The sequence below is a fragment of the Kitasatospora sp. NPDC058046 genome, assembly GCF_042885595.1.
GTDB lineage: Bacteria > Actinomycetota > Actinomycetes > Streptomycetales > Streptomycetaceae > Kitasatospora.
This window is the reverse complement of the sequence record NZ_JBHVRS010000001.1, coordinates 456381-481596: the sequence shown is the minus strand read 5'-3', so window position 1 is coordinate 481596 and position 25216 is coordinate 456381. Positions and strand designations below refer to the sequence as shown.

The 25216-nt window shown below is 73.8% G+C and carries 19 protein-coding genes; 10 read left to right on the top strand and 9 right to left on the bottom strand.

Going from position 1 to position 25216, the window contains the following annotated elements; genetic code table 11:
• Nucleotides 1-5: 5 nt before the first annotated feature.
• Entirely contained in the window at nucleotides 6-851 is an 846-nt protein-coding gene (gene map / locus ACFVU7_RS02210) for a type I methionyl aminopeptidase (RefSeq protein WP_049659897.1), read from the bottom strand.
• Nucleotides 852-963: 112 nt separating this feature from the next.
• Here map and ACFVU7_RS02205 point away from each other — a divergent pair, with 112 nt between their 5' ends.
• On the top strand, nucleotides 964-1191 hold the full coding sequence (locus ACFVU7_RS02205; RefSeq protein ID WP_049659898.1) for a hypothetical protein: 228 nt from the start codon (nucleotides 964-966) through the stop codon (nucleotides 1189-1191).
• Nucleotides 1192-1220: 29 nt separating this feature from the next.
• Here ACFVU7_RS02205 and ACFVU7_RS02200 read toward each other — a convergent pair whose 3' ends face one another.
• Both ACFVU7_RS02200 and ACFVU7_RS02195 read right to left on the bottom strand, forming a co-directional pair.
• Nucleotides 1221-2558 carry an MFS transporter gene (locus tag ACFVU7_RS02200; protein WP_375874052.1) on the bottom strand — a complete coding sequence of 446 codons (1338 nt, stop codon included), beginning with the start codon at nucleotides 2556-2558 and terminating at the stop codon, nucleotides 1221-1223.
• Nucleotides 2559-2644: 86 nt separating this feature from the next.
• The gene (locus ACFVU7_RS02195) at nucleotides 2645-3355 is read right to left on the bottom strand and encodes a hypothetical protein (protein WP_388043870.1); all 711 of its coding nucleotides are present in this window, start codon (nucleotides 3353-3355) and stop codon (nucleotides 2645-2647) included.
• A gap of 47 nt (nucleotides 3356-3402) precedes the next feature.
• Between ACFVU7_RS02195 and npdG the strand changes: the two genes are divergently transcribed.
• Both npdG and ACFVU7_RS02185 read left to right on the top strand, forming a co-directional pair.
• Entirely contained in the window at nucleotides 3403-4095 is a 693-nt protein-coding gene (npdG, locus tag ACFVU7_RS02190; RefSeq protein ID WP_049660247.1) for an NADPH-dependent F420 reductase, read from the top strand.
• Nucleotides 4096-4213: 118 nt separating this feature from the next.
• Nucleotides 4214-4402, top strand: a complete 189-nt coding sequence (locus tag ACFVU7_RS02185; RefSeq protein ID WP_074000852.1) for a hypothetical protein — start codon at nucleotides 4214-4216, stop codon at nucleotides 4400-4402.
• A gap of 19 nt (nucleotides 4403-4421) precedes the next feature.
• Here the strand turns inward: ACFVU7_RS02185 and ACFVU7_RS02180 are convergent, their stop codons facing one another.
• Nucleotides 4422-5237, bottom strand: a complete 816-nt coding sequence (locus ACFVU7_RS02180) for a site-2 protease family protein (protein ID WP_049660242.1) — start codon at nucleotides 5235-5237, stop codon at nucleotides 4422-4424.
• Between the two features lie 184 nt (nucleotides 5238-5421).
• Between ACFVU7_RS02180 and ACFVU7_RS02175 the strand changes: the two genes are divergently transcribed.
• Nucleotides 5422-8772, top strand: a complete 3351-nt coding sequence (locus ACFVU7_RS02175) for an ATP-binding protein (RefSeq protein ID WP_388043867.1) — start codon at nucleotides 5422-5424, stop codon at nucleotides 8770-8772.
• Nucleotides 8773-8957: 185 nt separating this feature from the next.
• On the opposite strand, the gene ACFVU7_RS02170 is transcribed toward ACFVU7_RS02175, so the two are convergent.
• From ACFVU7_RS02170 to panB, 3 genes are all read right to left on the bottom strand, one after another.
• On the bottom strand, nucleotides 8958-9791 hold the full coding sequence (locus ACFVU7_RS02170; protein WP_074000854.1) for an ABC transporter permease: 834 nt from the start codon (nucleotides 9789-9791) through the stop codon (nucleotides 8958-8960).
• Nucleotides 9788-10810 carry an ATP-binding cassette domain-containing protein gene (locus ACFVU7_RS02165; protein WP_388043866.1) on the bottom strand — a complete coding sequence of 341 codons (1023 nt, stop codon included), beginning with the start codon at nucleotides 10808-10810 and terminating at the stop codon, nucleotides 9788-9790. The genes ACFVU7_RS02170 and ACFVU7_RS02165 overlap by 4 nt, the downstream gene beginning before the upstream one ends.
• 153 nt (nucleotides 10811-10963) lie before the next feature.
• Nucleotides 10964-11833 carry a 3-methyl-2-oxobutanoate hydroxymethyltransferase gene (gene panB / locus ACFVU7_RS02160; protein ID WP_049652786.1) on the bottom strand — a complete coding sequence of 290 codons (870 nt, stop codon included), beginning with the start codon at nucleotides 11831-11833 and terminating at the stop codon, nucleotides 10964-10966.
• Nucleotides 11834-12155: 322 nt separating this feature from the next.
• Between panB and ACFVU7_RS02155 the strand changes: the two genes are divergently transcribed.
• From ACFVU7_RS02155 to ACFVU7_RS02145, 3 genes are all read left to right on the top strand, one after another.
• Nucleotides 12156-13763, top strand: a complete 1608-nt coding sequence (locus ACFVU7_RS02155) for an MFS transporter (RefSeq protein WP_117487485.1) — start codon at nucleotides 12156-12158, stop codon at nucleotides 13761-13763.
• Nucleotides 13764-13923: 160 nt separating this feature from the next.
• A complete protein-coding gene (locus ACFVU7_RS02150) occupies nucleotides 13924-14553 on the top strand; it encodes a TetR/AcrR family transcriptional regulator (protein WP_074000856.1) in 630 nt (209 codons plus the stop codon).
• Between the two features lie 245 nt (nucleotides 14554-14798).
• Nucleotides 14799-15854, top strand: a complete 1056-nt coding sequence (locus ACFVU7_RS02145) for an endonuclease/exonuclease/phosphatase family protein (RefSeq protein WP_388043864.1) — start codon at nucleotides 14799-14801, stop codon at nucleotides 15852-15854.
• A 33-nt stretch (nucleotides 15855-15887) separates the two neighbouring features.
• Here the strand turns inward: ACFVU7_RS02145 and ACFVU7_RS02140 are convergent, their stop codons facing one another.
• Nucleotides 15888-17642, bottom strand: a complete 1755-nt coding sequence (locus ACFVU7_RS02140) for an NAD+ synthase (protein ID WP_388043862.1) — start codon at nucleotides 17640-17642, stop codon at nucleotides 15888-15890.
• A gap of 174 nt (nucleotides 17643-17816) precedes the next feature.
• Here ACFVU7_RS02140 and glnA point away from each other — a divergent pair, with 174 nt between their 5' ends.
• Together glnA and ACFVU7_RS02130 are read left to right on the top strand one after the other, a co-directional pair.
• Nucleotides 17817-19178, top strand: coding sequence for a type I glutamate--ammonia ligase (gene glnA / locus ACFVU7_RS02135; RefSeq protein ID WP_049652796.1), 1362 nt, complete (start codon nucleotides 17817-17819; stop codon nucleotides 19176-19178).
• 182 nt (nucleotides 19179-19360) lie between these two features.
• Nucleotides 19361-20785 (top strand): hypothetical protein, encoded by a 1425-nt coding sequence (locus ACFVU7_RS02130; protein ID WP_388043860.1) that lies wholly within the window; start codon nucleotides 19361-19363, stop codon nucleotides 20783-20785.
• Here the strand turns inward: ACFVU7_RS02130 and ACFVU7_RS02125 are convergent.
• Nucleotides 20752-21960, bottom strand: coding sequence for an acyltransferase family protein (locus tag ACFVU7_RS02125; RefSeq protein WP_388043858.1), 1209 nt, complete (start codon nucleotides 21958-21960; stop codon nucleotides 20752-20754). The genes ACFVU7_RS02130 and ACFVU7_RS02125 overlap by 34 nt on opposite strands.
• A 196-nt stretch (nucleotides 21961-22156) precedes the next feature.
• Between ACFVU7_RS02125 and ACFVU7_RS02120 the strand changes: the two genes are divergently transcribed.
• Nucleotides 22157-25183: a bifunctional [glutamine synthetase] adenylyltransferase/[glutamine synthetase]-adenylyl-L-tyrosine phosphorylase gene (locus ACFVU7_RS02120; RefSeq protein ID WP_388043856.1), complete on the top strand. Its 3027-nt coding sequence runs from the start codon at nucleotides 22157-22159 to the stop codon at nucleotides 25181-25183.
• Nucleotides 25184-25216 lie beyond the last annotated feature (33 nt).

The following is a 25216-nucleotide window of genomic DNA, read 5'->3' as shown; positions in this document are numbered from 1 at the left end:
GTGGGTCACGGCAGGGTGAGGACCTCCGCGCCGGTCGGCGTGACCACCAGGGTGTGCTCGAACTGGGCGGTGCGCTTGCGGTCCTTGGTGACGACCGTCCAGCCGTCCGGCCAGATCTCGTAGTCGTAGGTGCCCAGGGTCAGCATCGGCTCGATGGTGAAGGTCATGCCCGGCTTGATCACCTCGGTGGCCCGCTCGCTGTCGTAGTGCGGGATGATCAGGCCGGAGTGGAACGACGTGTTGATGCCGTGTCCGGTGAAGTCCCGCACCACGCCGTAGCCGAAGCGCTTGGCGTAGGACTCGATGACCCGCCCGATGACGTTGATCTGACGACCCGGCTTGACCGCCTTGATCGCCCGGTCGAGGGATTCCCGGGTGCGCTCGACCAGCAGCCGGGACTCCTCGTCCACGTCGCCGACCAGGTAGGTGGCGTTGAGGTCGCCGTGCACCCCGTGGATGTAGGCGGTGGCGTCGATGTTGACGATGTCGCCGTCCTGGAGCACGGTCGAGTCCGGGATGCCGTGGCAGATCACCTCGTTGATCGAGGTGCAGACGGACTTGGGGAAGCCCCGGTAGCCGAGGTCGGACGGGTAGGCGCCGTGGTCGCACATGTAGGCGTGGGCGACGGCGTCCAGTGCGTCGGTGGTGACGCCGGGGGCGATCAGCTTGGCCGCCTCCGCCATCGCCCGGGCGGCGATCCCGCTCGCGATCCGCATCTTCTCGATCGTCTCGGCGGTCTGCACCTCGGGCCCGGTGTACGGCGTCGGCGCGGGCTTGCCGACGTACTCGGGGCGCGCGATGTGCGCCGGGACCTTGCGGGTGGGGGACTGGATGCCGGGTACGAGAGCCATGCCGCGAGTCTAGTCGTCGGGCTCCGCGGCCCCGGGTGGTGTGCGGCCGGGCCCGGGGCGGGGAATGATCGGTACCGACCCATCCTTCTGGCCTTCTGAACGGGAGAGCGCCATGCCCCTCGGATTCAACCGCAAGCCGACCGGCAAACCCGGCGAGTGGTTCTACTGCATCAAGCACAACAAGGTCGAAGAGGGCCCGGAGTGCCCGGCGAAGGACCGCCTGGGCCCGTACGGCAGCCCCGAGGAGGCCGCCCAGGCCCTGCGGATCGCGGACGAGCGCAACCGCGAGTGGCGGAACGACCCGCGCTGGAGCGACCGGCCCAAGGACGAGGCCGAGTAACCACGGCGGGACCCCGATCCCGACCCCGGTCAGGCGGTCGGCGCGGCCTCCCGGGCGGCGCGCTCGTGTTCGGCGCGCACGGCCGCGGCGTTCGGGTCGGTGCGGTCGTCGTAGGCGAGCAGCTTCGGGAGGGCGGCGGCGACCGCGAGCACGGCGACGACGCAGGCGGCACCGCCGGCCCAGACGGCGGCGCGCACGCCGACCAGCCCGGCCATGGTGCCGGCCCGGACCTGGCCGAGCTGCGGGCCGACGGAGTAGCTGAGCAGTTCCACGCCGGCCATCCGGCCGCGCAGCTCGTCGGGGATGGACTGGTTCCACATGGTCGAGCGGGCGAGCCCGCTGATCTCGTCGGCGCCGCCGGCCAGCGCCAGGCCGAGCAGCACCAGCCCGATGTGCTCGGTGAGCCCGGCGAGCGCCATCGCCGCGCCCCAGCCGACGGCGGCGACCACCAGCAGCCGCCCGTGCCGGTGGACGCGGGAGGTCCAGCCGCTGGTCGCGCCGACCAGCAGGGCGCCGAGGGCGGAGGCCGCGTACATCGGGCCGAGCGCCCAGTCCGCCCCCAACTCCGAGGCCAGGAACGGGAAGACGGCCACCGGGTAGGCGAACAGCATGGCGCAGACGTCGATCGCGTAGGTGCCGAGCAGGTCCTTGCGGCTCCACGCGTAGCGGACCCCGGTGAGCACCGCCCGGACGGACGGCCGTTCGGCGCCGGTGGGCGGCGGCACCGCCTTGATCCGGACGAGCAGCAGCAGCGAGAGGGCGAAGGAGAGGACGTCCAGCGCGTACGCGGTCTGCACCCCGGCGAAGGCCACCACGACACCGGCCAGCGCCGGGCCGGCCACCGAAGCGGCGTTGTGGTACAGCGACCTGAGGGCGAACGCGGCGGTCAGGTGCTGGTGCGGGACGAGCCGCGGGAGGAGCGAGTCCAGTGCCGGGCGCTGGATGCCGTCGGCGGCCGCGACCAGCGCGGCGACCAGGTAGATCGGCCAGAGCAGCGGGTGCGGCAGCAGGGCGTTGACCAGCAGCAGCCCGGCCAGCAGGCCGAGCGCGACCTCCGCCCGCAGCACCAGTTTCCGGCGGTCCAGGGCGTCGGCGAGGGCGCCGCCCCACAGGCCGAAGACGATCAGCGGCACCAGTTCGACGGCGCCGATCAGGCCGACCGCGAAGGAGGAGCCGGTGAGTTCCTTGATCTGCATCGGCACGGCGACGAGGGTCAGGAAGCCGCCGAAACTGGTGACGCAGCCGGAGGTCCACAGGTAGCGGAAGTCGCGCGAGGCGCGCCAGGGGGACAGGTCGGGCGTCAGCGAGTGCAGCAGCCTCCGGGCGCGCCCGGGCACGGGGGGATGCGGGGGTTCGTCGACGTTCACGAACCGTCATCCTCGGGTGGCGGCCACCGCTTCCGCAAAGGGTTTTCGACCGGGGCGTGAACTTTTCGGCCGGGTGGTGAACAGGGTCACCAGCGGGTGATCGCGGGCCCCGAGGCCAGCCGCCCGGCGAGGTCGGCGAGCCGGTCCCGGACGGAGCGGCGGCCGGTCCGCTGCCCGGCGGCGACGCTGACCAGGTGCTGGGCGAGGTCGAACGGCCCCTCGGCGGCGGTGCCGACGGTCAGCCGCTCGTGCGCGAGCCGGCGGAGTTCGTCGAGGCCGTGGGGTTCGCCACGGCCGCCGGACGCACCGGGCCCGCCGGACGCACCGGGCCCGCCGGAACCACCGGGCCCGTCGGGTGCGGCGAGCCCGTCCGGCCCGTCGGCGTCAGCGGAGCCGCCGTCCAGCGCGAGCACGGTCGCGCCGCGCCGCCGGGCGTCGTGCACCCGCTCCAGCAGCGCGGCGCCGGCCGCCCGGGGGACCACCACCAGCACGGTGTCGCCGCGCCCGGCCTCGGTGAGCCGCCGCAGGTCGTGGGTCAGGTGGGCCGGGGCGTCGGCCGGCGGGCTGTGCCGCAGCAGGGTGGGCGCCAGCCGGGGGACGTCCGACCAGGCGGCCTCGTCGTCCAGGTGGGCGGCCAGGTGCCAGGGTTCGTACGCCTCGGTGCCGACCAGCAGCAGCCCGCTCGCGCTGCGGCGTTCCACGGAGCGGCGCAGCGCGCCGGCGAAGCCGCCGACCTCCTCCAGCCAGCCCGTTCCCGTCAGCCGTTCCCGGAGTGCCGAAACTCTCACCGCGTCCATGCGGGCCAGGATGTCCCGCCGGGCCGGGGATTTGGCAGGATCGGCCCATGACTTCCCTCGATTCAGCGACAAACCCGGCCCACGAGGTCCCGGACGTCTCCCAGCTGGTGGTCGGTGTCCTCGGTGGCACCGGCGACCAGGGGCGAGGACTCGCCCTGCGGCTGGCCAAGGCCGGCCAGCAGGTGATCATCGGCTCCCGCGACGCCGCCCGGGCCGAGGCCTCGGCGGCCGCGCTGGGCCTCGGCGTGCGCGGCGCCGACAACGCCACCGTCGCCCGGGAGAGCGACGTGGTGATCATCGCGGTCCCGTGGGACGGCCACGCCGCCACCCTGACCGCGCTGCGCGAGGAGCTCGCGGGCAAGATCGTCGTCGACTGCGTCAACCCGCTGGGCTTCGACAAGCAGGGCGCGTACGCGCTGAAGCCGGAGGAGGGCAGCGCCGCCGAGCAGGCCGCCGCGCTGCTGCCGGACTCCCGGGTCACCGCCGCGTTCCACCACCTCTCGGCGGTGCTGCTGCAGGACGAGTCGGTGGAGAGCATCGACACCGACGTCATGGTGCTCGGCGACGACCGGGAGGCCACCGACGTCGTCCGGGGCCTGGCCGCCCGCATCCCCGGGATGCGCGGCATCTTCGCGGGCCGGCTGCGCAACGCCCACCAGGTCGAGGCGCTGGTCGCCAACCTGATCTCGGTCAACCGCCGCTACAAGGCCCACGCGGGCCTGCGGATCACCGACGTCTGAGCGGATCCGGGCAGAGGCGTGTCGACCTCACCCCTGGACCCGGTCCGGAGGTGAGGTCGGCGACAATGGGTGGCGGCCGTGACCCGGCCGCCCGCACCCGTTCTAGGAGCCCTCCGCCATGCCTCGCACGTCCCGCTTCGCCCTGGCCGCCGTCGTCCTCGCGCTCGTGGCCTTGGTGGTCTCGCTGGTCCAGGGCTTCTGGCTGGGCCTGATCTGGCTGCCGCTGGCCGGCGTGGCCAGCAACGTGCTGTGGATGGACCGCCGCCGGGCCAGGATCGCCGCCGCGACCGCGGCCGCCGCCGAGTAGCGCCGGCCGCCGAGCAGGGCTAGTTCTTCCAGAAGCTGAACAGGTACCGGCCGAGCGTCGCGTAGTCCTGGTCCACGCCGAACAGGTTCATCAGGCCGTGGACGATCCCGAAGAAGAACTCGTTCACCTGGGGCTGCCACAGCAGCGCGAACACCGCGAGCATCCCGTACGGCGCGAACGGCTCGATCGCGCGCCGGGTCTGGTACGACAGCCAGGGCTCGACGATGCCGTAGCCGTCCAGCCCGGGCACCGGCAGCAGGTTCAGCACCGCCGCGCTCAGCTGGAGGAAGCCGAGGAAGCCCAGCGCGCCGGAGAACGGCGAGATGATCAGCTCGTGGCCCTCCCAGAACGCGTGCACGGTCGGGTCGTCCAGCCAGCCCGCGCCGATCGGGACCAGCAGCGCCGCCGCGATGAGCAGGTTGACCAGCGGGCCGGCCGCCGAGATCAGGCTGTGCTTGAGCCGGCCCTGGATGCGGTGCCGCTCGATCCAGACCGAGCCGCCGGGCAGGCCGATGCCGCCGAGGATCACGAAGACGATCGGCAGCACGAAGCTGAGCAGCACGTTGGCGTACTTCAGCGGGTTGAGCGTGAGGTAGCCCTTGGCGCCGACGGAGATGTCGCCGCCGTGCAGCGCGGTGCGCGCGTGGGCGTACTCGTGCAGGCAGAGCGAGACCATCCAGCCCGCGACCACGAACAGGAACACCCCGAACGAGGCGTTGCCGTAGCCCTGGTACACCGCCCAGCCGGAGGTGCCGAGGACGGCCAGGAGCACCCAGAACACCGGGCTGATCCGGCGGTCCTCGCTGCGGGAGCGCGGCGTGGCGGCGAAGGTCATGGTGTGGGTGCTCCGTGGGCAGAGGGAACGGGAAGGACCGGCAGGGACCGATCATGCCGGGCGGGCCGGTGGCCGGACAAGCCGCCTCCGGTGAACGTCCGAGGGCCCGGGGTCGGTTCCGCCGGGGCGCCGGGCCCTGCACAATTGTGCGGCCCTTCCCCCGCCGATCGACCAGAATGGTCCGGTGCACTACGGCATCCTCGGAACCACGACGGCCCACCACGACGACGGCACCCCGGTACCGATCGGCGGCGCCCGGCTACGGGCCCTGCTCGCGGCCCTGGCCCTCCGGCAGGGCCGGCCGGTGCCGGCCGACCTGCTGGTGGACGAGGTGTGGGAGGCCGAGCCGCCCCAGGACTCCTCCGCCGCGCTCCAGACCCTGGTCGGCCGGCTGCGCCGCACCATCGGCCGGGACGAGGTCGGCTCCGGCCCGGCCGGGTACTGGCTGACCGGTCCGGCCACCGACCTCGCCGACTTCCAGCGGCTGACCGGCGAGGGCCGCCGCGCCCTGGACACCGGGGACCACGCGCTCGCCGCCGAGCGGCTGGGCGCCGCCCTGGCGCTGTGGCGCGGCCCCGCGCTGGCCGACCTGCCGGACCGCACCGGCCCGGCCGTCCGGCTGGAGGCCCAGCGCGAGGAGGCCCGCCGCCACCGGATCACCGCCGACCTCGGCCTCGGCCGCGCCGCCGACCTGGTCGCCGAGCTGGCCGAGCTGTGCGAACGGCAGCCGCTGGACGAGTCGTTGCAGCTGCTGATGATCCGGGCGCTGCATGAGAGCGGACGGACGGCCGAGGCGCTGCGCCACTACGAGCGGACCAGGCGGGCCCTGGCCGAGGAGCTCGGCGCCGACCCGGGCCGCGGACTCCAGTCCCTGTACGCCGAGTTGCTCGCCCCGGAGGCGCCGGAGCCGGTCCACGCCGCGCCCGCGCCCGTACCCGCCGCCGCCGCTCCCCAACTCCCGCGCACCGTCGGCAACCTGCGCGGCCGGCTGACCAGCTTCGTCGGCCGCGAGGACGATCTCGCCGCGCTGCGCGGGATGCTGACGGACCGTCGGCTGGTGACGTTGACCGGCCCCGGCGGCTCCGGCAAGACCAGCCTCTCGACCGAGGCCGGGCGCGCCGAACAGGCCGCCGGGGGCTGGCCGGGCGGCGTCTGGGTGGCCGAACTCGCCCCGCTGGAGAGCCCGGACGCGGTGCCCGCCGCCGTGGTCTCCGCGCTCGGCCTGCGCGAGATCGTGCTGCACAGCACCAGCATGGTCGCCGAGGTGATCGAGAAGCGGGCCGAGGACCCGGTGCGCCGGCTGGTCGAGCACTGCGGCCACCGCCGGATGCTGCTCGTCCTGGACAACTGCGAGCACCTGATCCAGGCCGCCGCCGACCTCGCCGACGTCCTGCTCGCCGAGTGCCCCGGGCTGACGGTGCTCGCCACCAGCCGCGAGCCGCTGGGCGTGCCCGGGGAGACGGTGCTGCCGGTCGAGCCGCTGCCCGACCCGGTCGCGCTGCGGCTGTTCGTCGAGCGCGCCGCCGCCGCCCGCCCCGGCTTCGACCCGCAGGGCGACCCGGAGGCCTGCGCCGAGATCTGCCGCCGGCTGGACGGGCTGCCGCTGGCCATCGAACTGGCCGCGGCCCGGCTGCGGGTGATGACGGCGCGCCAGATAGCCGACCGGCTGGACGGCCGGTTCGCGCTGCTCACCGCGGGCAGCCGCACCCTGCTGCCGCGCCAGCAGACGCTGCGCGCGGTGGTCGACTGGAGCTGGGACCTGCTGGGCAAGCGGGAGCGGGCGGTGCTGCGCCGGCTCTCGGTGTTCGCGGGCGGCTGGCAGCTGGAGGACGCCGAGGCGGTCTGCGCCGACGGCGTCGAGGTGGCCCCCGGCGAGGTCGCCGACCTGCTGCTGTCGCTGGTCGACAAGTCCCTGCTGGTGGCCGACCTGGACGGGGCCAGCCTGCCGCGCTACCGGATGCTGGAGACCATCCACGAGTACGCGACCGAGCGCCTCGCCGGGTCCGCCGCCGAGCGCGCCGCCACCGAGGCCCGCCACCTGGCGCACTTCCGCACCCTGCTCGCCGCCGCTGACGCGGAGATCCACGGCCCCCGGCAGCTGCACTGGCTGACGGTGCTGGAGCGCGAGCAGGACAACATCCGGACGGCGCTGCGCCGCGCGATCGACCTGCGGGACGAGGAGCAGGCGCTGCTCCTCGCCATCGGCATGAGCTGGTACTGGTCGCTGCGCGGCTACAGCATGGAGGCGCGCACCTGGTACACCGCGATCGCCGCGCTCGGCCCGGACCCGTTCGGCCCGGACGCCCCGCGGGCGGTGCCGCTGGAGCGCGGCGTGCTGGCGTACGACCTGCCGCTGCCGACGGCGGTGGTCGAGGAGGCCCGCCGGCTGCTCGCGATGTTCCGGCTGATCGGGCTGTTCGAGGGCAACCTGGACGTCCTCGGGGACCCGGAGGCGATCGAGGTCGCCCAGCGGCTGATGGACGCCTACACCCCGGACCTGCCGCAGTCCTACCGCTTCCCGGCGCTGATGCGGGTGTTCGGCGCCTTCCTGGCCGGCCGCCTGGACATGATGAAGGACCTGATGGACGACGCCGTCCAGGGCTGCGAGCAGTACGGCGGGCCGAGCGACCTGGCGTTCATCCTGCAGGTCCGGGCCAGGATGATGAACGACTGGCCGAGCGGCGCCGAGCAGAGCATCGAGGACGGCGCCCGCTCGCTGGAGCTGTACGAGCAGTCGGGCGACCTCTGGGGGATCTCCCAGGCGCTGTCCGCGCACGGCGAGTCGCTGGCCAACCGGGGCGAGGCCGCGGCCGCCGCCGAGGCGTACGCGCGGGCGATCGAGTTGATCGAGGAGCTGGGGGCGCCGCAGGAGGTGCCGATCCTGCGGGTGAACCTGGGCACCGCCCTGCTGGAGCAGGACATGGAGCACGGCGAGCGGGTCGTCCGCGAGGCGCTGGCCTCCATCGACACGCCGGGCCTCAACCAGGCCACCACCGGGGCGCTGATGTTCGGCCACCTGACGCTCTGCGGCATCCACGCCCACCGCGGCGAGTTCGCGCAGGCGCTGGCCGAGCTGGACGAGCTGGACATAGTCCGGGTCGGCGGCTTCGCGCCGAGCCTGGTGACCGGGATGCTGATGAGCGCCCGCGGCTGGATCACCGCCCGGGCCGGGGACCCGGAGGCGGGGCTCGACCTGCTGCGCGCCGGCTGGCGGCAGCTGCGGGCGGTGACGGCCGCGAGCGGCTTCGCCGAGCACATGACGGTCATGGTGGTGCCTGCGGTGACGGCGGTGCTGGGCAGCTTCGCCCAGCGCGACGGGGACCTCGGGCGGGCCCGGGCGGCGGCCGTGCTGGCCGGCGCCCACGGCGGGCTGAACGGCCCGAAGGGCGGCTACCTGGACCGGGTCGAGCGGGCGCGTTCGGAGGCGGCCCTGCGGGAGTCGCTGGGGGACGCGGGGTACGAGGAGGCCCGGGCGGGCGGGGTCGGGATGACCCAGGAGCAGGTCTTCGAGCTGCTGGAGGGGCTGCTCGGCTAGCCACGGCGCGGTCGGGCCCGGGCGGTCGGTGCCCGTACAGCCGGTGCCCGTACGGCCGGTGCCCGTCCCCTGGTCACCGGCCGCACGGGCCCGTACGGCGGCCGGCGCCTGTCCGGGGCGGCCGGCCGTCCTGCCCGGCGGCCTTCCCCGGCGAGGGCCGGGGGAGCCGACGGTGGTCATGGGGGTCAGGTCCGCTTGCGGAACCGGGCGACCGCCAGCGGGGCGAAGACGGCGGTCACGGCGGCCGACCAGATCAGCACGATCATCACCGGGTGGGCCACCGGACCCGTGCCGTTGAGCAGGGAGCGGGAGGCGTCGGCCAGCGCCGAGAGCGGGTTGACCTTGGTGAAGGACTGCAGCCAGCCCGGCATGGTGTCGGTCCGGGCGAAGATCGAGCTGCCGAACTGCATCGGCATCAGGACCAGCATGGCCACGCCCTGGACGGCCTGGGCGCTGCGCAGGGCCATGCCCAGCAGCATCGAGATCCAGACGATCGACATGCCGAACAGCAGGGCCAGGCCGATCGTGGCCAGCACCTCCAGCGGTCCGGTCTTCACCTCGAAGCCGATGCACATCGCGAAGCCGATCAGGATCGCGAAGGAGAGCAGCCCGCGGAGGGTCTCGGCGACGATCTTGGACAGCAGGACGGAGGCCCGGCCGATCGGCAGCGTGCGGAAGCGGTCCATCACGCCGCTCTGGAAGTCGCTGTTGAGGCCGGTGCCGACGGCCATCGCGAGGGTGAGGCCGGTCTGCCCGAGCAGGCCGGGGATCAGGTACTGCTTGTAGGTGTCCTGGTCGCCGGCCATCGCGCCGCCGAAGACGTAGACGAACAGCACGGTGAAGATGACGGGCATCAGCACGGCGTCGAACATCGACTCCGGGTCGGCCTTGATCCGCATCAGGTTGCGCCGGGTCAGCGCGCCGACGTGGCGCAGGGTGCCGGTCAGGCCGATCCGGGAGTCCTCCGCCGGGGGCCGGGTGTCCCGGGCCCGGGAGGGGGTGAGCGTGGCGGTGGTCATGCGACGGGCTCCTTGGCGAGGCTGGGGGCGGGCACGGCGGCGGACGCGGGCTTGCCGGTGATGGCGAGGAAGACCTCGTCCAGGCTGGGCACCTTGGTGTCGATGCCGGCGATGGCGAAGCCGCGGGTGCCGAGCACGCCGATCACCGCGGTCAGCTGCTCCTCGCCGGTGATCGGCACCGCGAGCAGCCCGGTGTCGGTGGAGACGGTGGCGTTGAGGACGCCGTTCTCGTGCAGGCAGCGGGCCATCTCGGGCAGCTCGGCCGGGTGGGCCGGGCGGACCTGGAGGGTCTGGCCGCCGACCTTGGCCTTGAGCTCGGAGACGGCGCCGTTGGCGATCACCCGGCCGCGGTCGATGACGGTCAGCTCGTTCGCGAGCTGCTCCGCCTCCTCCATGTACTGGGTGGTCAGCAGCACGGTGCTGCCCTCGGCGACCATCCGCTGCACCTCGTCCCAGACCTCGTTGCGGGTGCGCGGGTCCAGGCCGGTGGTGGGCTCGTCCAGGTAGAGCACCCGGGGGCGGCCCATCATGCTGGCGGCCAGGTCGAGGCGGCGGCGCATGCCGCCGGAGTAGGTCTTGGCGGTCCGCTTGGCGGCCTCGGTGAGCGAGAAGCGCTCCAGCAGCTCGGCGGCCCGGGCCCGGGCCTCCCGGCGCGGGAGGTCGAGCAGCCGGCCGATGAGGTAGAGGTTCTCGTACCCGGAGAGCAGCTCGTCCACGGAGGCGTACTGGCCGGTGAGGCCGATCGTGCGGCGCAGCTGCTTGGGCTGGCGCAGCACGTCGTAGCCGCCGACGTACGCGGTGCCGGCGTCCGGCTTGATCAGGGTGGAGAGGACACGCACCAGGGTGGTCTTGCCCGCGCCGTTGGGGCCGAGCAGGGCGAGCACGGTGCCCTCCCGCACGGTCAGGTCGACCCCGTCGAGGGCCTTCGTCTCGCCGTAGTGCTTGACGATGCCCCGCACCTCCACGGCGTTCCCGGAAGTGGTTCCCCGGTCGTTCGGGGCTGTCGCGATTCGTGTCATGCCCCCAGGCTGTCCGCCCCGGCTGTCAGCTCCCTGTCGGCCGGGGCGGTGCGCTGTCGGTTCGCTGTCACGCCGCTGTCAGCGGCCGCGGAGGGGCCGGGAACGGCAGCGGCCCCGCTCCCGGCGGGGGAGCGGGGCCGCCGGCGGCGGTCCTTACGTGAAGCTGTGCTCGGCCGCGGGGAAGGCGCCGGTGCGGACGTCCTGGGCGTAGGCGCGGGCGGCGTCGCCGAGGACGGTGCGCAGGTCGGCGTACTGCTTGACGAACTTGGGCACCCGGCCGGCCGTCATGCCGGCCATGTCGGTCCAGACCAGCACCTGGGCGTCGGTGTCCGGGCCGCCGCCGATGCCGACGGTCGGGATCGCCAGCTGCTCGGTGACCTGGGCGGCCAGCTCGGCCGGGACGGCCTCCAGCACGACCGCGAAGGCGCCGGACTGCTGGACGGCCTTGGCGTCGCGGAGCAGCTGGTGGGCCGCCTCGTCGCCGCGGCCCTGGACCGGGTAGCCGCCGAGGGCGTGCACGGACTGCGGGGTGAGGCCGATGTGGGCCATCACCGGGACGCCGGCCTCGACCAGCAGCTCGATCGAGCGGGCGCTGCGCTCCCCGCCCTCCAGCTTGACCGCGCCGACCCCGGCCTCCTTCATCAGCCGGGCCGCGTTGTGCATGGCCTGGGCGGGGGACTCCTGGTAGGAGCCGAACGGCAGGTCGGCGACGATCATGGACCGCTTGGTGCCGCGGACGACGGCGGCGGAGAGCATCACCATCTGATCCATGGTCACCGGGACGGTGGTCTCGTAGCCGAGGTGGCAGTTGCCCGCCGAGTCGCCGACCAGCAGCACCGGGATGCCGGCCTCGTCGAACACGCCCGCGGTGAGGGCGTCGTAGGCGGTCAGCATCGACCACTTCTCGCCGCGCTGCTTGGCGGCGGCGAGGTCGCGGACGGTGACCCGGCGGTTGGTGACCCCGCCGTAGAGGGTGGTGGTCGACGCCTGGTTCTGGGCAGGCGAAGGCGTAGAAGCGTTCATCGAACGGACTCCTGAAGGGTTGTCGTCTCGTGGCGCCGTACGGCGTCCCCGGATCACCTCCATGCTTGCACGCCCCGGCTCCGGCGCAAAGAGGGGTGCGTTCGTCCCGGTGCGATCCACGCCACACCGGGTGCGATCCGCGCCGCACCGGGTGCGCGGGCGCCCCGCGCCGGGGTGCGCGGGAGGCCCCCGAATTTGCCTGCTCTTTACGAAACGGGTTCGTCTCGTATCGTATCGGCCGCTAGTCTGGTGCAGGGGGTTACGAGACGCATTCGGCTCGGAATTGCCCGCCAGTGCCACACCACCACGGACGGGAACACCCATGACCACCGCAGCCGCGCCACCCCGCGTGCCGGAAGCCATCCACCGTCGGCGCTGGGCGATCCTCGGCACCCTGCTGCTCGCCCTGCTCGTCGTCGTGCTCGACAACTCGATCCTCAACGTCGCGATGAAGACCATCGCGACCCCCGCGCCGGTCGGCCTCGGGGCCACCCAGAGCGACCTGGAATGGTCGATCAACTCCTACACCCTGGTCTTCGCCGGGCTGCTGTTCACCTCCGGCCTGCTCGGCGACCGGTTCGGCCGCAAGCGCGCGCTGCTGGCCGGCATGGTGGTCTTCGGGATCGCCTCGCTGCTGTCCGCGCTGGCCGCCTCGCCCGGTGAACTCATCGGCTACCGCGCCCTGATGGGCGTCGGCGGCGCGCTCGCGATGCCCGCCACGCTGGCGATCATCATGAACGTCTTCGAGCGCTCCGAGCAGCCCAAGGCGATCGGGATCTGGGCCGGCGCGGTCGGCCTGGCCATCGCCATCGGCCCGATCACCGGCGGCCTGCTGATCGAGCACTTCTGGTGGGGCTCGGTCTTCCTGGTCAACGTCCCGATCGTGGTCGTCGCGGTGATAGCGATGGTGATCCTGGTCCCCGAGTCCAAGGACCCCAACCCGGGCCGGATGGACCCGATCGGCGTACTGCTGTCGATCATCGGCCTGGTCGCGCTGATCTACGGCATCATCAAGGGCGGCGAGCTGGCCGACTTCACCGCGGCCGGGGCCTGGGTGCCGACCCTGGTCGGCGTCGTCGCGCTGGTCGCCTTCGTCTGGTACGAGCGCCGCACCGCGTTCCCCGCGCTGGACGTCACCTGGTTCCGCAACCGGGTGTTCAGCGCCTCCGTGGTGGTCGTCGGCGTGATCTTCTTCGCGCTGATGGGCGTCTCCTTCTTCGGCGTCTTCTACATCCAGAGCGTGCGCGGCTACAGCGCCCTCCAGGCCGGTGTGCTGATGCTGCCGCTGGCCGCCGCCCAGCTGGTGTTCGCGCCGCGGGCCCGGCTGGTGGTCGACCGCCTCGGCGTCGCCGCCACCGCCGCCGGCGGCATGCTGCTGGTCGCGCTCGGCTTCGTCGGCTACGTCGTGCTGACCGCCACCACCCCGATCTGGGTGCTGGTCCTGCTCGGCCTGGTGATGGGCGCCGGCATGGCGCACGTCATGCCGCCGGTCACCGTCGCGATCATGGCCTCGCTGCCCCGCGAGAAGGCCGGCGCCGGCTCGGCCGTCAACAACACCTTCCGCCAGGTCGGCGGCTCGCTCGGGGTCGCCGTGCTCGGCGCGGTGCTCTCCACCGTCTACCGCGACGGGATGGCCGACACCCTGACCCACCTGCCCGAGGGGCTGCGCGACAAGGCCGGCGAGTCGCTGGAGGCCACCCTGGCCATCGCCGGCCGCATCCCCGGCGGCGAGGCGCTGGTCGCCCCGGCGAACGACTCCTTCATCCACGCCATGCACGTGGTCGCCTCGCTCTCGGTGGGCGTCTCGGTGATCGGCGCCGTCGTCGCCTGGTTCCTGCTGCCGGGCCGCTCGGCCGCCCCCGCGGGACCGGCCGGGCCGGCCCCCGAGCAGCGCGGCCAGGAGCGGGAGTCCGCGGCCGCGGACGCCTGACCGGCGGCCGGCCGTACCGCGACTGAGTGACAATGGCCCTGTCACCCGGGTACGCCCGGGTGGCGGGGCCTCGGTCCCGGCAGGCCCCCTGCCGAGGGCCCACCGGAGGACACCCCACGGCGCCAGGGCGACCGGGGAGGACGAGGGAGAGACAGCGGGGATGAAGACGGACACGCCGACCGCCGGCACCGGGCAGCACTGCGCGGAGGTACGCCGTGGCCGGCCCCGCAGCGAGGCCGCCGAGCAGGCCATCTTCGGGGCCGTCGAGGACCTGATGGCCGGCGGCACCGCGCTGTCCGAGCTCACCATCGAGGGCATCGCCGCCGCCGCCGGCGTCGGCAAGGCCACCATCTACCGGCGCTGGCCCAACAAGGAGGCCCTGCTGGTCGACGTGGTCAGCCGACTGGAGGAGCCGCTGCCGGAGCCCACCGGCGCCGGCGCCCGGGCCGACCTGATCGCCCTGGTGGACCACGTCCGCCGGCGCGGCCTGGCCAAGCGCACCCGCTGGGTGCTCAAGGCCGCCCTCGGCCAGATGCAGACCCTGCCCGAGCTGTACACCGCCTACCGGGACCGGGTGATCAAGCCCCGCCGGGAGGTCGGGCTCGGCCTGATCCGCCGGGCCGTCGCCGAGGGCGTGATCCGCGACGACCTCGACCTGGAACTGCTCAACGACCTGCTGATGGGGCCGATCCTCTACCGCAGCATCCTGTGGGACGACTCCGACCTGGAGGACCCGGACCTGGCCCGCAAGCTGGTCGACTCCATGCTCGAAGGCCTCGCACCCCGCTGACCCGGCCGGACGGCGCCCCGGACGCGGCCGCGCCCACCGAACCGGACGCGGCCTCGCCCGCCGGACCGGACGTGGCCTCGCTCACCAAACCGGGCCACGCCGGAACCCGCTCAGCGGGCCCGACGTCTGTCCCGGCATAGGCTGAGCCGGGTATCCGATCAAACCGGCACCGGTCCGGTCGTGCCCGCACCTTCGACGGTCCGGGTACCGGAACGGCGGCGGCACGAGCGAACGGGAGCCACTTCATGGCGCAGGCGGACAGGACCGAACGGATCGCGGCCCCAGGGGGCGGCGCCGACGGCCCGGCCCCCGCGTCGCGTCGAGGCGGCTTCCTCGGCCTGCGCCACTGGGGCCGGGACGCCCGCGGCAGCACCACCTGGCGGCGCGGCCTGGTGATCGCCGCGCTGGCCGTGCTCACCGCCGCGCTGATCGCCCTGCACGCCGAGGTCCCCAACAGCGCCGGCAACCTCGGCAGCCTGCTGGAGACCTTCCTGCCCTGGCTGGGCCTGGCCGTCCCGGTGCTGCTGGTGCCCGCGCTGCTGCGCCGCTCCGCCACCGCGCTGATCGCCCTGCTGCTGCCCGTCGTGCTCTGGGCCAACCTGTTCGGCGGCCTGCTGAGCGACAAGAGCGGCGGCAAGGGCGATTGGACGGTGGTCAGCCACAACGTCGCCGCCGCCAACACCGACGTGCCGGGCACCGTCCGCACCCTGGTGGACTCCGGCGCCCAGATCGTCGCCCTGCAGGAGCTGGCCGGCAAGCAGCTGCGCTCGTACGAGACCGGGCTCGCCGCCGCCTACCCGCACCACACCGTGGAGGGCACCGTCGGGCTCTGGTCGAAGTACCCGATCGGCGACGTCACCCCGGTGGACCTGAAGATCGGCTGGACCAGGGCCTTCCGGGCCGAGGTCACCACCCCGCAGGGCCCGGTCGCGGTGTACGTCGCGCACCTGCCCTCGGTGCGGCTGAAGGCCGAGGGCGGCTTCACCGTCAACCAGCGGGACGTCAGCGCGCAGGCGCTCGGCGACGCGATCCAGGCCGAGCCGCTGAAGAAGGTCCTGCTGCTCGGCGACCTCAACGGCACCATGAACGACCGCAGCCTGGCGCCGGTCACCTCGCAGATGCGCTCGGCCCAGGGCGCCGCCGGGGACGGCTTCGGCTTCAGCTGGCCGGCCGCCTTCCCGATGGCCCGGATCGACCAGATCATGAGCAAGGGCGGGCTGAAGCCGGTGGACTCCCGCACCCTGCCCCGGGACGGCAGCGACCACCTCCCGGTGGCCGCCACGTACCGGTACTCCTCCTGAGGGCCGGCCGGGTGAGCGCTGGCCGGGTGGGGGTCAGCCGCGGCGCCAGCGGTTGGTGATCGGCAGGCGGCGGTCCCGGCCGAAGTTCTTGGCCGAGATCTTCGGGCCCGGCGGGTACTGGCGCCGCTTGTACTCGGCGGTGTCGACCAGCCGGACCACCCGGTCCACCAGGGCCGGGTCGAAGCCGGCCGCCACGATCGCGTCCCGGCCCTCGTCGCCCTCGATGTAGCGGGTCAGCAGGCTGTCCAGCAGGTCGTAGTCGGGCAGCGAGTCGGTGTCCACCTGGTCCGGCCGCAGCTCGGCGGACGGCGGCTTGGTGATGGTGTGCTCCGGGATCGGCGGCACCTCGCCGCGCCGCCCGGCCTCCTCGTTGCGCCAGCGCGCCAGCCGGAAGACCAGCGACTTGTAGACGTCCTTGACGGGCCCGTAGGCGCCCACCGAGTCGCCGTACAGGGTCGAGTAGCCGACCGCCAGCTCGCTCTTGTTGCCGGGCGCGAGCACCAGGTGCCCCTCCTGGTTGGAGATCGCCATCAGCAGGGTGCCGCGCAGCCGGGACTGGAGGTTCTCCTCGGCCAGGCCGGTCAGCTCGACGGCGCCCAGGTAGGCGTCGAACATCGGGGCGATGGAGACGGTCCGGAAGCGCAGCCCGGTCCGGCGGGCCAGTTCGGCCGCGTCGTCCCGGGAGTGCTGGGAGGAGTAGCGGCTGGGCATCGAGACGCAGTGCACGTTCGGCGCGCCGACCGCGTCCACCGCGATCGCGGCCACCAGTGCCGAGTCGATGCCGCCGGACAGGCCGATCAGCACGGAGCCGAAGCCGTTCTTGGCCACGTACGCCCGGGTGCCGGAGACCAGCGCGGCCCAGATCTCGGCCTCGTCGGACAGCCGCGGCGCCACCCCGGCGGTGAGCGGTTCGGCGGGCGCGGCCTGCGGCCCGCCGCCCAGCTCGGTACGGACCAGGTGCAGCCCGTCGCTGAGCAGCAGGCCGTCGGTGTCGTCGCCGGCGGCGGCCGGCAGGTCGAGGTCCAGCACCAGCAGGTGCTCCTCGAACTGCGGGGCGCGGGCCAGGACTCCACCGTCCGCGCCGACCACGATCGAGTCGCCGTCGAAGACCAGCTCGTCCTGGCCGCCGACCATGTTGACGTACGCCAGGGCGCAGCCCGCCTCGGCGGCCCGGCGCCGCACCAGCTCCAGCCGCTGGTCGTCCTTGTTCCGCTCGTACGGGGAGCCGTTGACCACCAGCAGCAGCCCGGCGCCGGCCTCGCGGGCGGCGGTGACCCGGCCGCCGTCCTGCCAGATGTCCTCGCAGATCGCCAGTGCGACGTCCACCCCGTGCAGCCGCAGCACCGGCAGCTGGTCGCCCGGGACGAACCAGCGGAACTCGTCGAACACGCCGTAGTTGGGCAGGTGGTGCTTGGCGAAGCGGGTCACCACCTCGCCCCGGAGCAGCACGGCGGCGCAGTTCTGCGGGGAGCCGGCCGGGCGGTTGAAGCGCGGCGAGGCGTGCTCGGAGCGCCCGAGGTAGCCGACCACCACCGGGACCCCGCCCAGCCCCTCCGCCGCCAGCCGGGCGGCCAGGGCGACCAGCGCGGCGCGGGAGGCCTCGACGAAGGAGTGGCGCAGGGCGAGGTCCTCCACCGGGTACCCGGTGAGGGCCATCTCGGGGAAGGCGACCAGCTGCGCGCCGGCCTCCGCGGCCTGCTTGGTCCGGCGCACCACCTCGTCGCCGTTGCGGGCGAGGTCACCGACCCAAGGGTCGGTCTGGCACAGGGCGAGACGGAGATTGGGCATGCCCCGAGTGTAATCGTCTAACTGACGCGATGTCCTGGGCGGGAGCCGGCGGCGGGGGTCGGCACTGCCGGGCCGGGCGGGGATCGGCCATGATGGGGGCAACCGCTTTACGAGGTCTTTCCACGGCCTCCGGGGCGTAACACGAGCGTAAAGAGCAGAGGTGAGACTGTCCCCATGGGCAAGCAGCAGCAGTTCGTGCTTCGGACGCTCGAAGAGCGTGACATCCGGTTCGTCCGGCTGTGGTTCACCGACGTGCTCGGCTTCCTGAAGTCGGTCGCGGTGGCGCCGGCCGAGCTGGAGCAGGCCTTCGAGGAGGGCATCGGGTTCGACGGCTCGGCGATCGAGGGGTTCGCCCGGGTGTACGAGTCCGACATGATCGCCAAGCCGGATCCGACCACCTTCCAGATCCTGCCGTGGCGCTCGGAGACCCCGGGCACCGCCCGGATGTTCTGCGACATCCTGATGCCGGACGGCTCGCCCTCCTTCGCCGACCCCCGGTTCGTGCTCAAGCGCACCCTGGAGAAGGCCTCCGAGCAGGGCTTCACCTTCTACACACACCCGGAGATCGAGTTCTTCCTGCTGAAGAACCTGCCCGGCGACGGCACCCCGCCGATCCCCGCCGACCAGTCCGGCTACTTCGACCACACCCCGCGCGGGGTGGGCCACGACTTCCGCCGCCAGGCGATCACCATGCTGGAGTCGATGGGCATCTCGGTCGAGTTCTCGCACCACGAGGGCGCCCCCGGCCAGCAGGAGATCGACCTGCGCTACGCCGACGCGCTCTCCACCGCCGACAACATCATGACCTTCCGGCTGGTCATGAAGGAGGTCGCGCTGGAGCAGGGCGTGCACGCGAGCTTCATGCCCAAGCCGTTCTCCGAGCACCCCGGCAGCGGCATGCACACCCACGTCTCGCTGTTCGAGGGCGACCGCAACGCCTTCCACGAGTCCGGCGCCGAGTACCAGCTCTCCAAGGTCGGCCGGTCCTTCATCGCCGGGCTGCTGAAGCACGCCGCCGAGACGGCCGCCGTCACCAACCAGTGGGTGAACTCCTACAAGCGGATCTGGGGCGGCTCCCAGCGCACCGCCGGGGCCGGCGGCGAGGCGCCCTCGTACATCTGCTGGGGCCACAACAACCGCTCGGCGCTGATCCGGGTGCCGATGTACAAGCCGGGCAAGCAGGGCTCCACCCGGATCGAGGTCCGCTCCCTGGACACCGGCTGCAACCCGTACCTCGCCTACGCCGTCACCCTCGCGGCCGGCCTGAAGGGCATCGAGGAGGGCTACGAGCTCCCGCCCGGCGCCGACGACGACGTGTGGGCGCTGACCGACTCCGAGCGCCGCGCCCTCGGCATCCAGCCGATGCCGCAGAACCTCGGCGAGGCCATCGACCTGATGCAGCGCAGCGAACTCGTCGCCGAGACCCTCGGCGAGCACGTCTTCGACTTCTTCCTGCGCAACAAGCACAAGGAGTGGGAGGAGTACCGCTCCGAGGTCACCCCGTTCGAGCTGCGGAAGAACCTCCAGGTGCTGTGAGCGGCTGACGGCCGCTCAAACCGTTTCCGGCCCGCTGTCGCCCGAAGGGACGACGGCGGGCCGTCCTATGGAGTGGATCTGCGACGGATCGCCGGTCGCGGTGGCGGAATGTGAAGCTTGTATGACCGGGTGTCATGGTCCGATGGGGTCTGAATGTCCGTTTCATCCTGAAAGAGGATCACATGACCTCCTCCGTCAGTCGCGCCGCCGCCACCCGACTGCTCGTCCGCCGGACCTGCGTCGTGGGTGCCGCCGTGGCCGCCGTCGCGGGCCAGCTGCTGGCCGTCCCGACCGTCGCCGACGCCCGCGGTTCGGGTACGGGCACCGGTGCGAACGCGGGTGCGCAGTACCCGCAGAACTCGCAGAACTCGCAGGCCCCGCAGAGCTCGCAGAGCCCGCAGAACTCACAGAGCCCGCAGAGCTCGCAGCTCCCGCAGCTCCCGCTGCACCCGAAGAACCCGCTGGAGCTGCTGCAGTCGTTGCAGTCGAAGAACCCGCTCCAGTCGTTCCAGGCGCTGCAGGCGCCGCAGCCGCACCGCCCGCAGCAGCGGGCCACCACGATCGCCGAGAACCAGCTGCCGTTCACCACCCGCTTCGAGGGCGACTTCCACGGCTCCATCACCCGGATCAGCAACTCGCTGATGACCTGCGACGAGACGAAGGCGCCGCTCGACCCGGAGCAGCCGCCCTGCGAGGACGCCCGCAAGGGCCTCGGCTCCCGGCCGATCAACAACAAGTACGAGATGAAGTACATCAACATCGACCCGGGCTCGGTCGGCCCGCTCGGCGACGGGATCTACTCCGCCAGCTCCGCCGACCTGGGCCTGATCGACGGCTCCCGGGTCAAGTACGCCCGGCTGTACTGGGGCGGCACCCGCGGCATCGACGACGTCGTGCTGCCGGAGAACCAGATCGACGAGGTGTACCTGAAGGTCCCGGGCGAGGGCCAGTACCGCAACATCGCCAACGACCAGCCCTCGATCGGCTACATCACCACCGACGTGGAGAGCAGCTACCAGGCCTCCGCCGACATCACCGACCTGGTCCGGCAGGCCGGCAACGGCACCTACACCGTCGCCAACATGGACTCGGTGGTGAAGCCGCACAGCTGGGGCGGCTGGACGATCGTGGTCGCGTACGAGAACGACTGCAAGCCGTACCGGCACATCCACCTGTGGGACGGCTTCCGGGTCGAGCTGCCGGACAGCCCGCCGCGCGAGTTCGACCTCACCGGGCTGCAGACCCCCGCCGCCGGCCCGGTCGCGGGCAAGCTCGGCTTCGTCGTCTACGACGGCGACCTCAAGTGGACCGGCGACACCCTCGCCATCAAGTCCACCAACGGCCCGCAGGCGCTGTTTTCGGACCTCAACCACGCCTCCAACGACGCGTTCAACTCCACCATCGAGGAGCTGACCCCGGCCGACCAGTTCATCCGCACCCCGTACAACCGCAACAACTTCGGCTACGACTCCAACCGTTGGGACATCTCGCCGTTCCTGCGCAACGGCGACACCGACATCAAGGTGCTGTTCGACACCGACAAGGACGGCTACGACCTGGGTGTCTTCTACGCCTACGTCAACCTGGACGGCTCCACCGAGGGCTGATCCGCCGAGGGCTGATCCACCGTCCGGCCACGGCGCCGCTGCCGCACCACCCGCACCGCGCGGGGCGGCAGCGGCGCCGCCGCGTCCCGGCCCCGCGGGGCGCCGCGCAGCAGCCGCTCGCAGGGGCGTTCCACCCAGCGGTACAGGGCCCCCGCGGCCACCAGCGAGCCGCCCGCCAGCAGCAGCCAGACGCCGAGCGTCGCGGCCCCCGGCGCCGGGCGGCCCTGGACGGCCAGCCAGCAGCGGACGCCGATCTCGTGCGCCAGGTACCAGGCGTACGACCACTCGCCGAGCCGCACGGCCGTCCGGCCCGCCAGCAGCCGGGGCGGGGCCCCGGCGGCGTCCCGCCGGGCGGCGGCCGCCAGCAGGGCGGCGAACAGCGGCGCGGACAGCAACTGGGAGGCGCTGTACGGGCCGTACCAGGAGGAGTCCGGGACGGCGGCGTGCCAGGGGACCAGCAGGACGTGGAAGAGCAGCACGGCGGCGGCCGCCGGGAGGAGCCCCGGCCGCAGGAGGCGCACCCGGGGGAGCACGCCGTGCCGCACGGTCAGGCCGGTGACCACGCCGAGGACGAACTGCGGGGTCCGGGCCGGCGGCAGGTAGTCCAGCAGCCAGCCGCGCACCGTCGGGTCGGCGGGCAGCACGGCGCCGGCCGCCCACAGCACCGGGCCGAGCACGGTGCACAGGGCCGCGAGCGGCAGCCAGGCGCGCCGGCGCGGGGCCAGCAGGCGCAGCAGCGGCGGGAACAGCAGGTAGAACCAGGCCTCGGCGCCCAGCGACCAGGAGGCCGGGTTGCCGCCGTACAGGGTGGGCAGCGCCCACGGGTGCACCAGCGCCAGCGACCAGAGCGCCGCCGCCACCGGCAGCACCGCGCCGATCGCCGCGTCCGCGCCCAGGGACAGCGCGGTGGTCAGCACGTGCAGCGGCCAGATCCGGGCGAACCGGCGGCGGGCGAAGACCCACGGCCGGGCGGGCGAGGCCCCGTACGTCCAGGCCAGCACGAAACCGGAGAGCACGAAGAAGAACGTCACGCCCGAACGGCCGTACCAGGCGAGCGGGCTGAGCAGCGGCAGCTCGCCCACCTTGCGGGAGAGGTGGTAGAGCACCACCAGCAGGGCGGCCCAGAAGCGCAGCCCGGTGAGCGAGGGCAGGCGGCTGGGGCCGGTCGTGGGCATCGGCGCTCCGGGGGCGGGGGACGGGGGCGGGGGACGGGGGCGGCGCCCGGGTGAACGAGCACGGCGGGGCCGAGGTCACGCCGACGGCGGCGGGCGGTCGCGTCCGGCGACCGGGTGCCGGGGCGCGTAACCTGCTAGGGCCCGGACGGACCTGCCAGGCCCGGACGGGCCCCTGGGCGGACGGATGGAGGGGCCGATGGCGGTGGAGGAGCAGCGGGCCGGGAGTCGGGTCAGCCGGCCGGAGAACCGGCTGGTCCGGCGCGGGTTCACCGACCCGGCGCGGGCGGTGCGGCTGTTGGAGGGCCCCGGGCTGGAGGGCCTGGCCGACGACCCCGTGCTGCTGGACGCGCTCGGCGCCACCGCCGACCCCGACCTCGCGCTGCTCGGCCTGTCCCGGCTGCTGGAGGCCGCCGACGAGGCCGACCGGCACACCCTGCGCGACACCCTCACCACCTCCAAGCCGCTGCGCGACCGGCTGCTCGGCGTGCTCGGCGTCTCCACCGCGCTCGGCGACCACCTGGCCCGGCACCCGCACGACTGGCACGTGCTGGTCACCTTCGAACTGCGCGACATGCACCCCGGCCCGGAGGACTTCCGCCGCTCCCTCGCCGAGGGCGTCCGGGACGACACCCTCGGCCCCGCGAACGCGCTGCGCGTCGCCTACCGCCGCTGCCTGCTCGCCATCGCCGCCCGCGACCTCACCGGCACCACCGACCTCGCGCAGACCGCCGCCGAACTCGCCGACCTGGCCGGCGCCACCCTCCAGACCGCCCTGGACCTCGCCGCCGAGCAGGACCCGGAGGCGGCCGCGGCCTGCCGGCTCGCCGTGATCGGCATGGGCAAGTGCGGCGGTCGCGAGCTCAACTACGTCTCGGACGTGGACGTGGTCTTCGTCGCCGAGCCGCGCGAGGGCGTGGACGAGCACGAGGCGCTCAAGGCCGCCACCCGGCTGGCCGCCGCCCTCACCCGGCTGTGCGCGGACACCACCGGCGAGGGCACCATCTGGCCGGTGGACGCCAACCTGCGCCCCGAGGGCCGCAACGGCCCGCTGGTGCGCACCCTGGCCAGCCACCTCGCCTACTACCAGCGCTGGGCCAAGACCTGGGAGTTCCAGGCGCTGCTCAAGGCCCGCCCGGTCGCCGGGGACGCGGAGCTCGGCGCCGCGTACGTGGCGGCGCTCGCCCCGATGGTCTGGCAGGCCGCCGCCCGGGAGAACTTCGTCGCCGACGTGCAGCAGATGCGCCGCCGGGTGATCGACTCCATCCCGGCCACCGAGCTGGACCGCCAGCTCAAGCTCGGCCCGGGCGGGCTGCGCGACGTCGAGTTCTCCGTCCAGCTGCTCCAACTGGTGCACGGCCGCACCGACCCGGCGCTGCGCAGCGGCAACACCCTGGAGGCGCTGGCCGCGCTCTCCCGGGGCGGCTACGTCGGCCGGGCGGACGCCGCCTCGCTGGACGCCGCGTACCGCTTCCTGCGCTCACTGGAGCACCGCATCCAGCTGTACCGGCTGCGCCGCACCCACCTGATGCCCACCGGGGCCGAGGACCTGCGCCGGCTGGCCCGCTCGCTGGCGGCGCTGATCAACGACGACACCCGCGCCGACCCGGTGGCCGCGCTGAAGCGCGAGTGGAAGCGGCACGCGATGGAGGTCCGGCGGCTGCACGAGAAGCTGTTCTACCGGCCGCTGCTCGACGCCGTCGCCGAACTGCCGCCGGGCGCCACCGGGCTCAGCCCGGAGGCGGCCAGGGTCCGGCTGGAGGCGCTGGGCTACGCGGACCCGGCCGCCGCGCTGCGGCACCTCAGCGCGCTCGCCTCCGGGGTGAGCCGCAAGGCGGCGATCCAGCGCACCCTGCTGCCGGTGCTGCTCGGCTGGTTCGCCGAGTCCGCGGACCCGGACGCCGGGCTGCTCAACTTCCGCCAGGTCTCCGACGCGCTCGGCCGCACCCCCTGGTACCTGCGGCTGCTGCGGGACGAGAGCGCCGCCGCCGAACAGCTGGCCCGGGTGCTGTCGGCCGGCCGGCTCGCCCCCGACCTGCTGCTGCGCGCCCCCGAGGCGGTGGCCATGCTGGGCGACCCGCACGGCCTGGAACCGCGCGGCCGGGCGGCGCTGCAGTCGGAGATACTGGCCGCCGTCGGCCGGGCCGGGTCCACCCACGCCGCGGTGGCCGCCGCCCGCTCGGTGCGCCGCCGCGAGCTGTTCCGCACCGCCGCCGCGGACGTGCTCGGGCGGCTCGGGGAGGACCCGGCCGAGGCGCTGGACACCGCGGGGGAGGCGCTCACCGCGCTCAACGCCGCCACCCTGGGCGGCGCGCTGCGCGCCTGCGTGGCCGGCTGGGAGGCCGAGCACGGGGACCTGCCGACCCGGATCGCGGTGATCGCGATGGGCCGCTTCGGCGGCCACGAGCTGGGCTACGGCTCGGACGCGGACGTGCTCTTCGTCCACGAGCCGCTGCTCGGCTCGCTGGAGGAGGCGGCCGCCCGGGCCGCCCAGGCGGTCTGCCACGAGCTGCGCGCCCAGCTGGGCGCGCCGTCCACCGAGCCGCCGCTGCTGGTCGACGCCGACCTGCGGCCGGAGGGCCGCAGCGGCCCGCTGGTGCGCACCCTCGCCTCGTACGCGGCGTACTACCGGCGCTGGTCGCACGCCTGGGAGAGCCAGGCGCTGCTGCGGGCCGAACCGGTGGCCGGGGACGAGGAGCTGGGCGCGCGGTTCCGGCAGCTGATCGACCCGCTGCGCTACCCCGGCGGCGGGGTGCCGGAGCGGGACCTGGTGGAGATCCGCCGGATCAAGGCGCGGATCGAGGCCGAGCGGCTGCCGCGCGGGGCCGACCCGACCACCCACACCAAGATCGGCCGGGGCGGGCTGGCGGACGTCGAGTGGACGGTGCAGCTGCTGCAGCTCCGGCACGGGTACGAGCTGCCGGCCCTGCGCACCACCCGGACCAGGGCGGCGCTGGCCGCGGCCGCGGAGGCCGGGCTGGTCGAGCCGGAGGACGCCGAGGTGCTGGACACGGCCTGGGTGCTGGCCTCCCGGGTGCGGGCGGCGGTGATGCTGGTGCGCGGGCGGCCCGGGGACAGCTTCCCGGGGGAGGCCCGGGAGCTGGCGGGGGTGGCCCGCTACCTCGGGTACGGCTCCGGGCACAGCGGCGAGCTGCTGGACGACTACCGGCGGACCACCCGGCGGGCCCGGGCGGTGGTGGACCGGCTGTTCTACGGCGCCGACTGACCGGGGCCGCGCACGGGGACGGCCCGCCCGGGG

Coding starts and splice junctions, on each gene's coding strand:
- panB (WP_049652786.1), bottom strand. CDS start 11,833: ATGAACGCTTCTACGCCTTCGCCTGCCCAGAACCAGGCGTCGACCACC.
- ACFVU7_RS02130 (WP_388043860.1), top strand. CDS start 19,361: ATGACCTCCTCCGTCAGTCGCGCCGCCGCCACCCGACTGCTCGTCCGC.
- map (WP_049659897.1), bottom strand. CDS start 851: ATGGCTCTCGTACCCGGCATCCAGTCCCCCACCCGCAAGGTCCCGGCG.
- ACFVU7_RS02185 (WP_074000852.1), top strand. CDS start 4,214: ATGCCTCGCACGTCCCGCTTCGCCCTGGCCGCCGTCGTCCTCGCGCTC.
- npdG (WP_049660247.1), top strand. CDS start 3,403: ATGACTTCCCTCGATTCAGCGACAAACCCGGCCCACGAGGTCCCGGAC.
- ACFVU7_RS02150 (WP_074000856.1), top strand. CDS start 13,924: ATGAAGACGGACACGCCGACCGCCGGCACCGGGCAGCACTGCGCGGAG.
- ACFVU7_RS02180 (WP_049660242.1), bottom strand. CDS start 5,237: ATGACCTTCGCCGCCACGCCGCGCTCCCGCAGCGAGGACCGCCGGATC.
- ACFVU7_RS02125 (WP_388043858.1), bottom strand. CDS start 21,960: ATGCCCACGACCGGCCCCAGCCGCCTGCCCTCGCTCACCGGGCTGCGC.
- ACFVU7_RS02140 (WP_388043862.1), bottom strand. CDS start 17,642: ATGCCCAATCTCCGTCTCGCCCTGTGCCAGACCGACCCTTGGGTCGGT.
- ACFVU7_RS02195 (WP_388043870.1), bottom strand. CDS start 3,355: ATGGACGCGGTGAGAGTTTCGGCACTCCGGGAACGGCTGACGGGAACG.
- ACFVU7_RS02205 (WP_049659898.1), top strand. CDS start 964: ATGCCCCTCGGATTCAACCGCAAGCCGACCGGCAAACCCGGCGAGTGG.
- ACFVU7_RS02170 (WP_074000854.1), bottom strand. CDS start 9,791: ATGACCACCGCCACGCTCACCCCCTCCCGGGCCCGGGACACCCGGCCC.
- ACFVU7_RS02165 (WP_388043866.1), bottom strand. CDS start 10,810: ATGACACGAATCGCGACAGCCCCGAACGACCGGGGAACCACTTCCGGG.
- ACFVU7_RS02145 (WP_388043864.1), top strand. CDS start 14,799: ATGGCGCAGGCGGACAGGACCGAACGGATCGCGGCCCCAGGGGGCGGC.
- glnA (WP_049652796.1), top strand. CDS start 17,817: ATGGGCAAGCAGCAGCAGTTCGTGCTTCGGACGCTCGAAGAGCGTGAC.
- ACFVU7_RS02120 (WP_388043856.1), top strand. CDS start 22,157: ATGGCGGTGGAGGAGCAGCGGGCCGGGAGTCGGGTCAGCCGGCCGGAG.
- ACFVU7_RS02155 (WP_117487485.1), top strand. CDS start 12,156: ATGACCACCGCAGCCGCGCCACCCCGCGTGCCGGAAGCCATCCACCGT.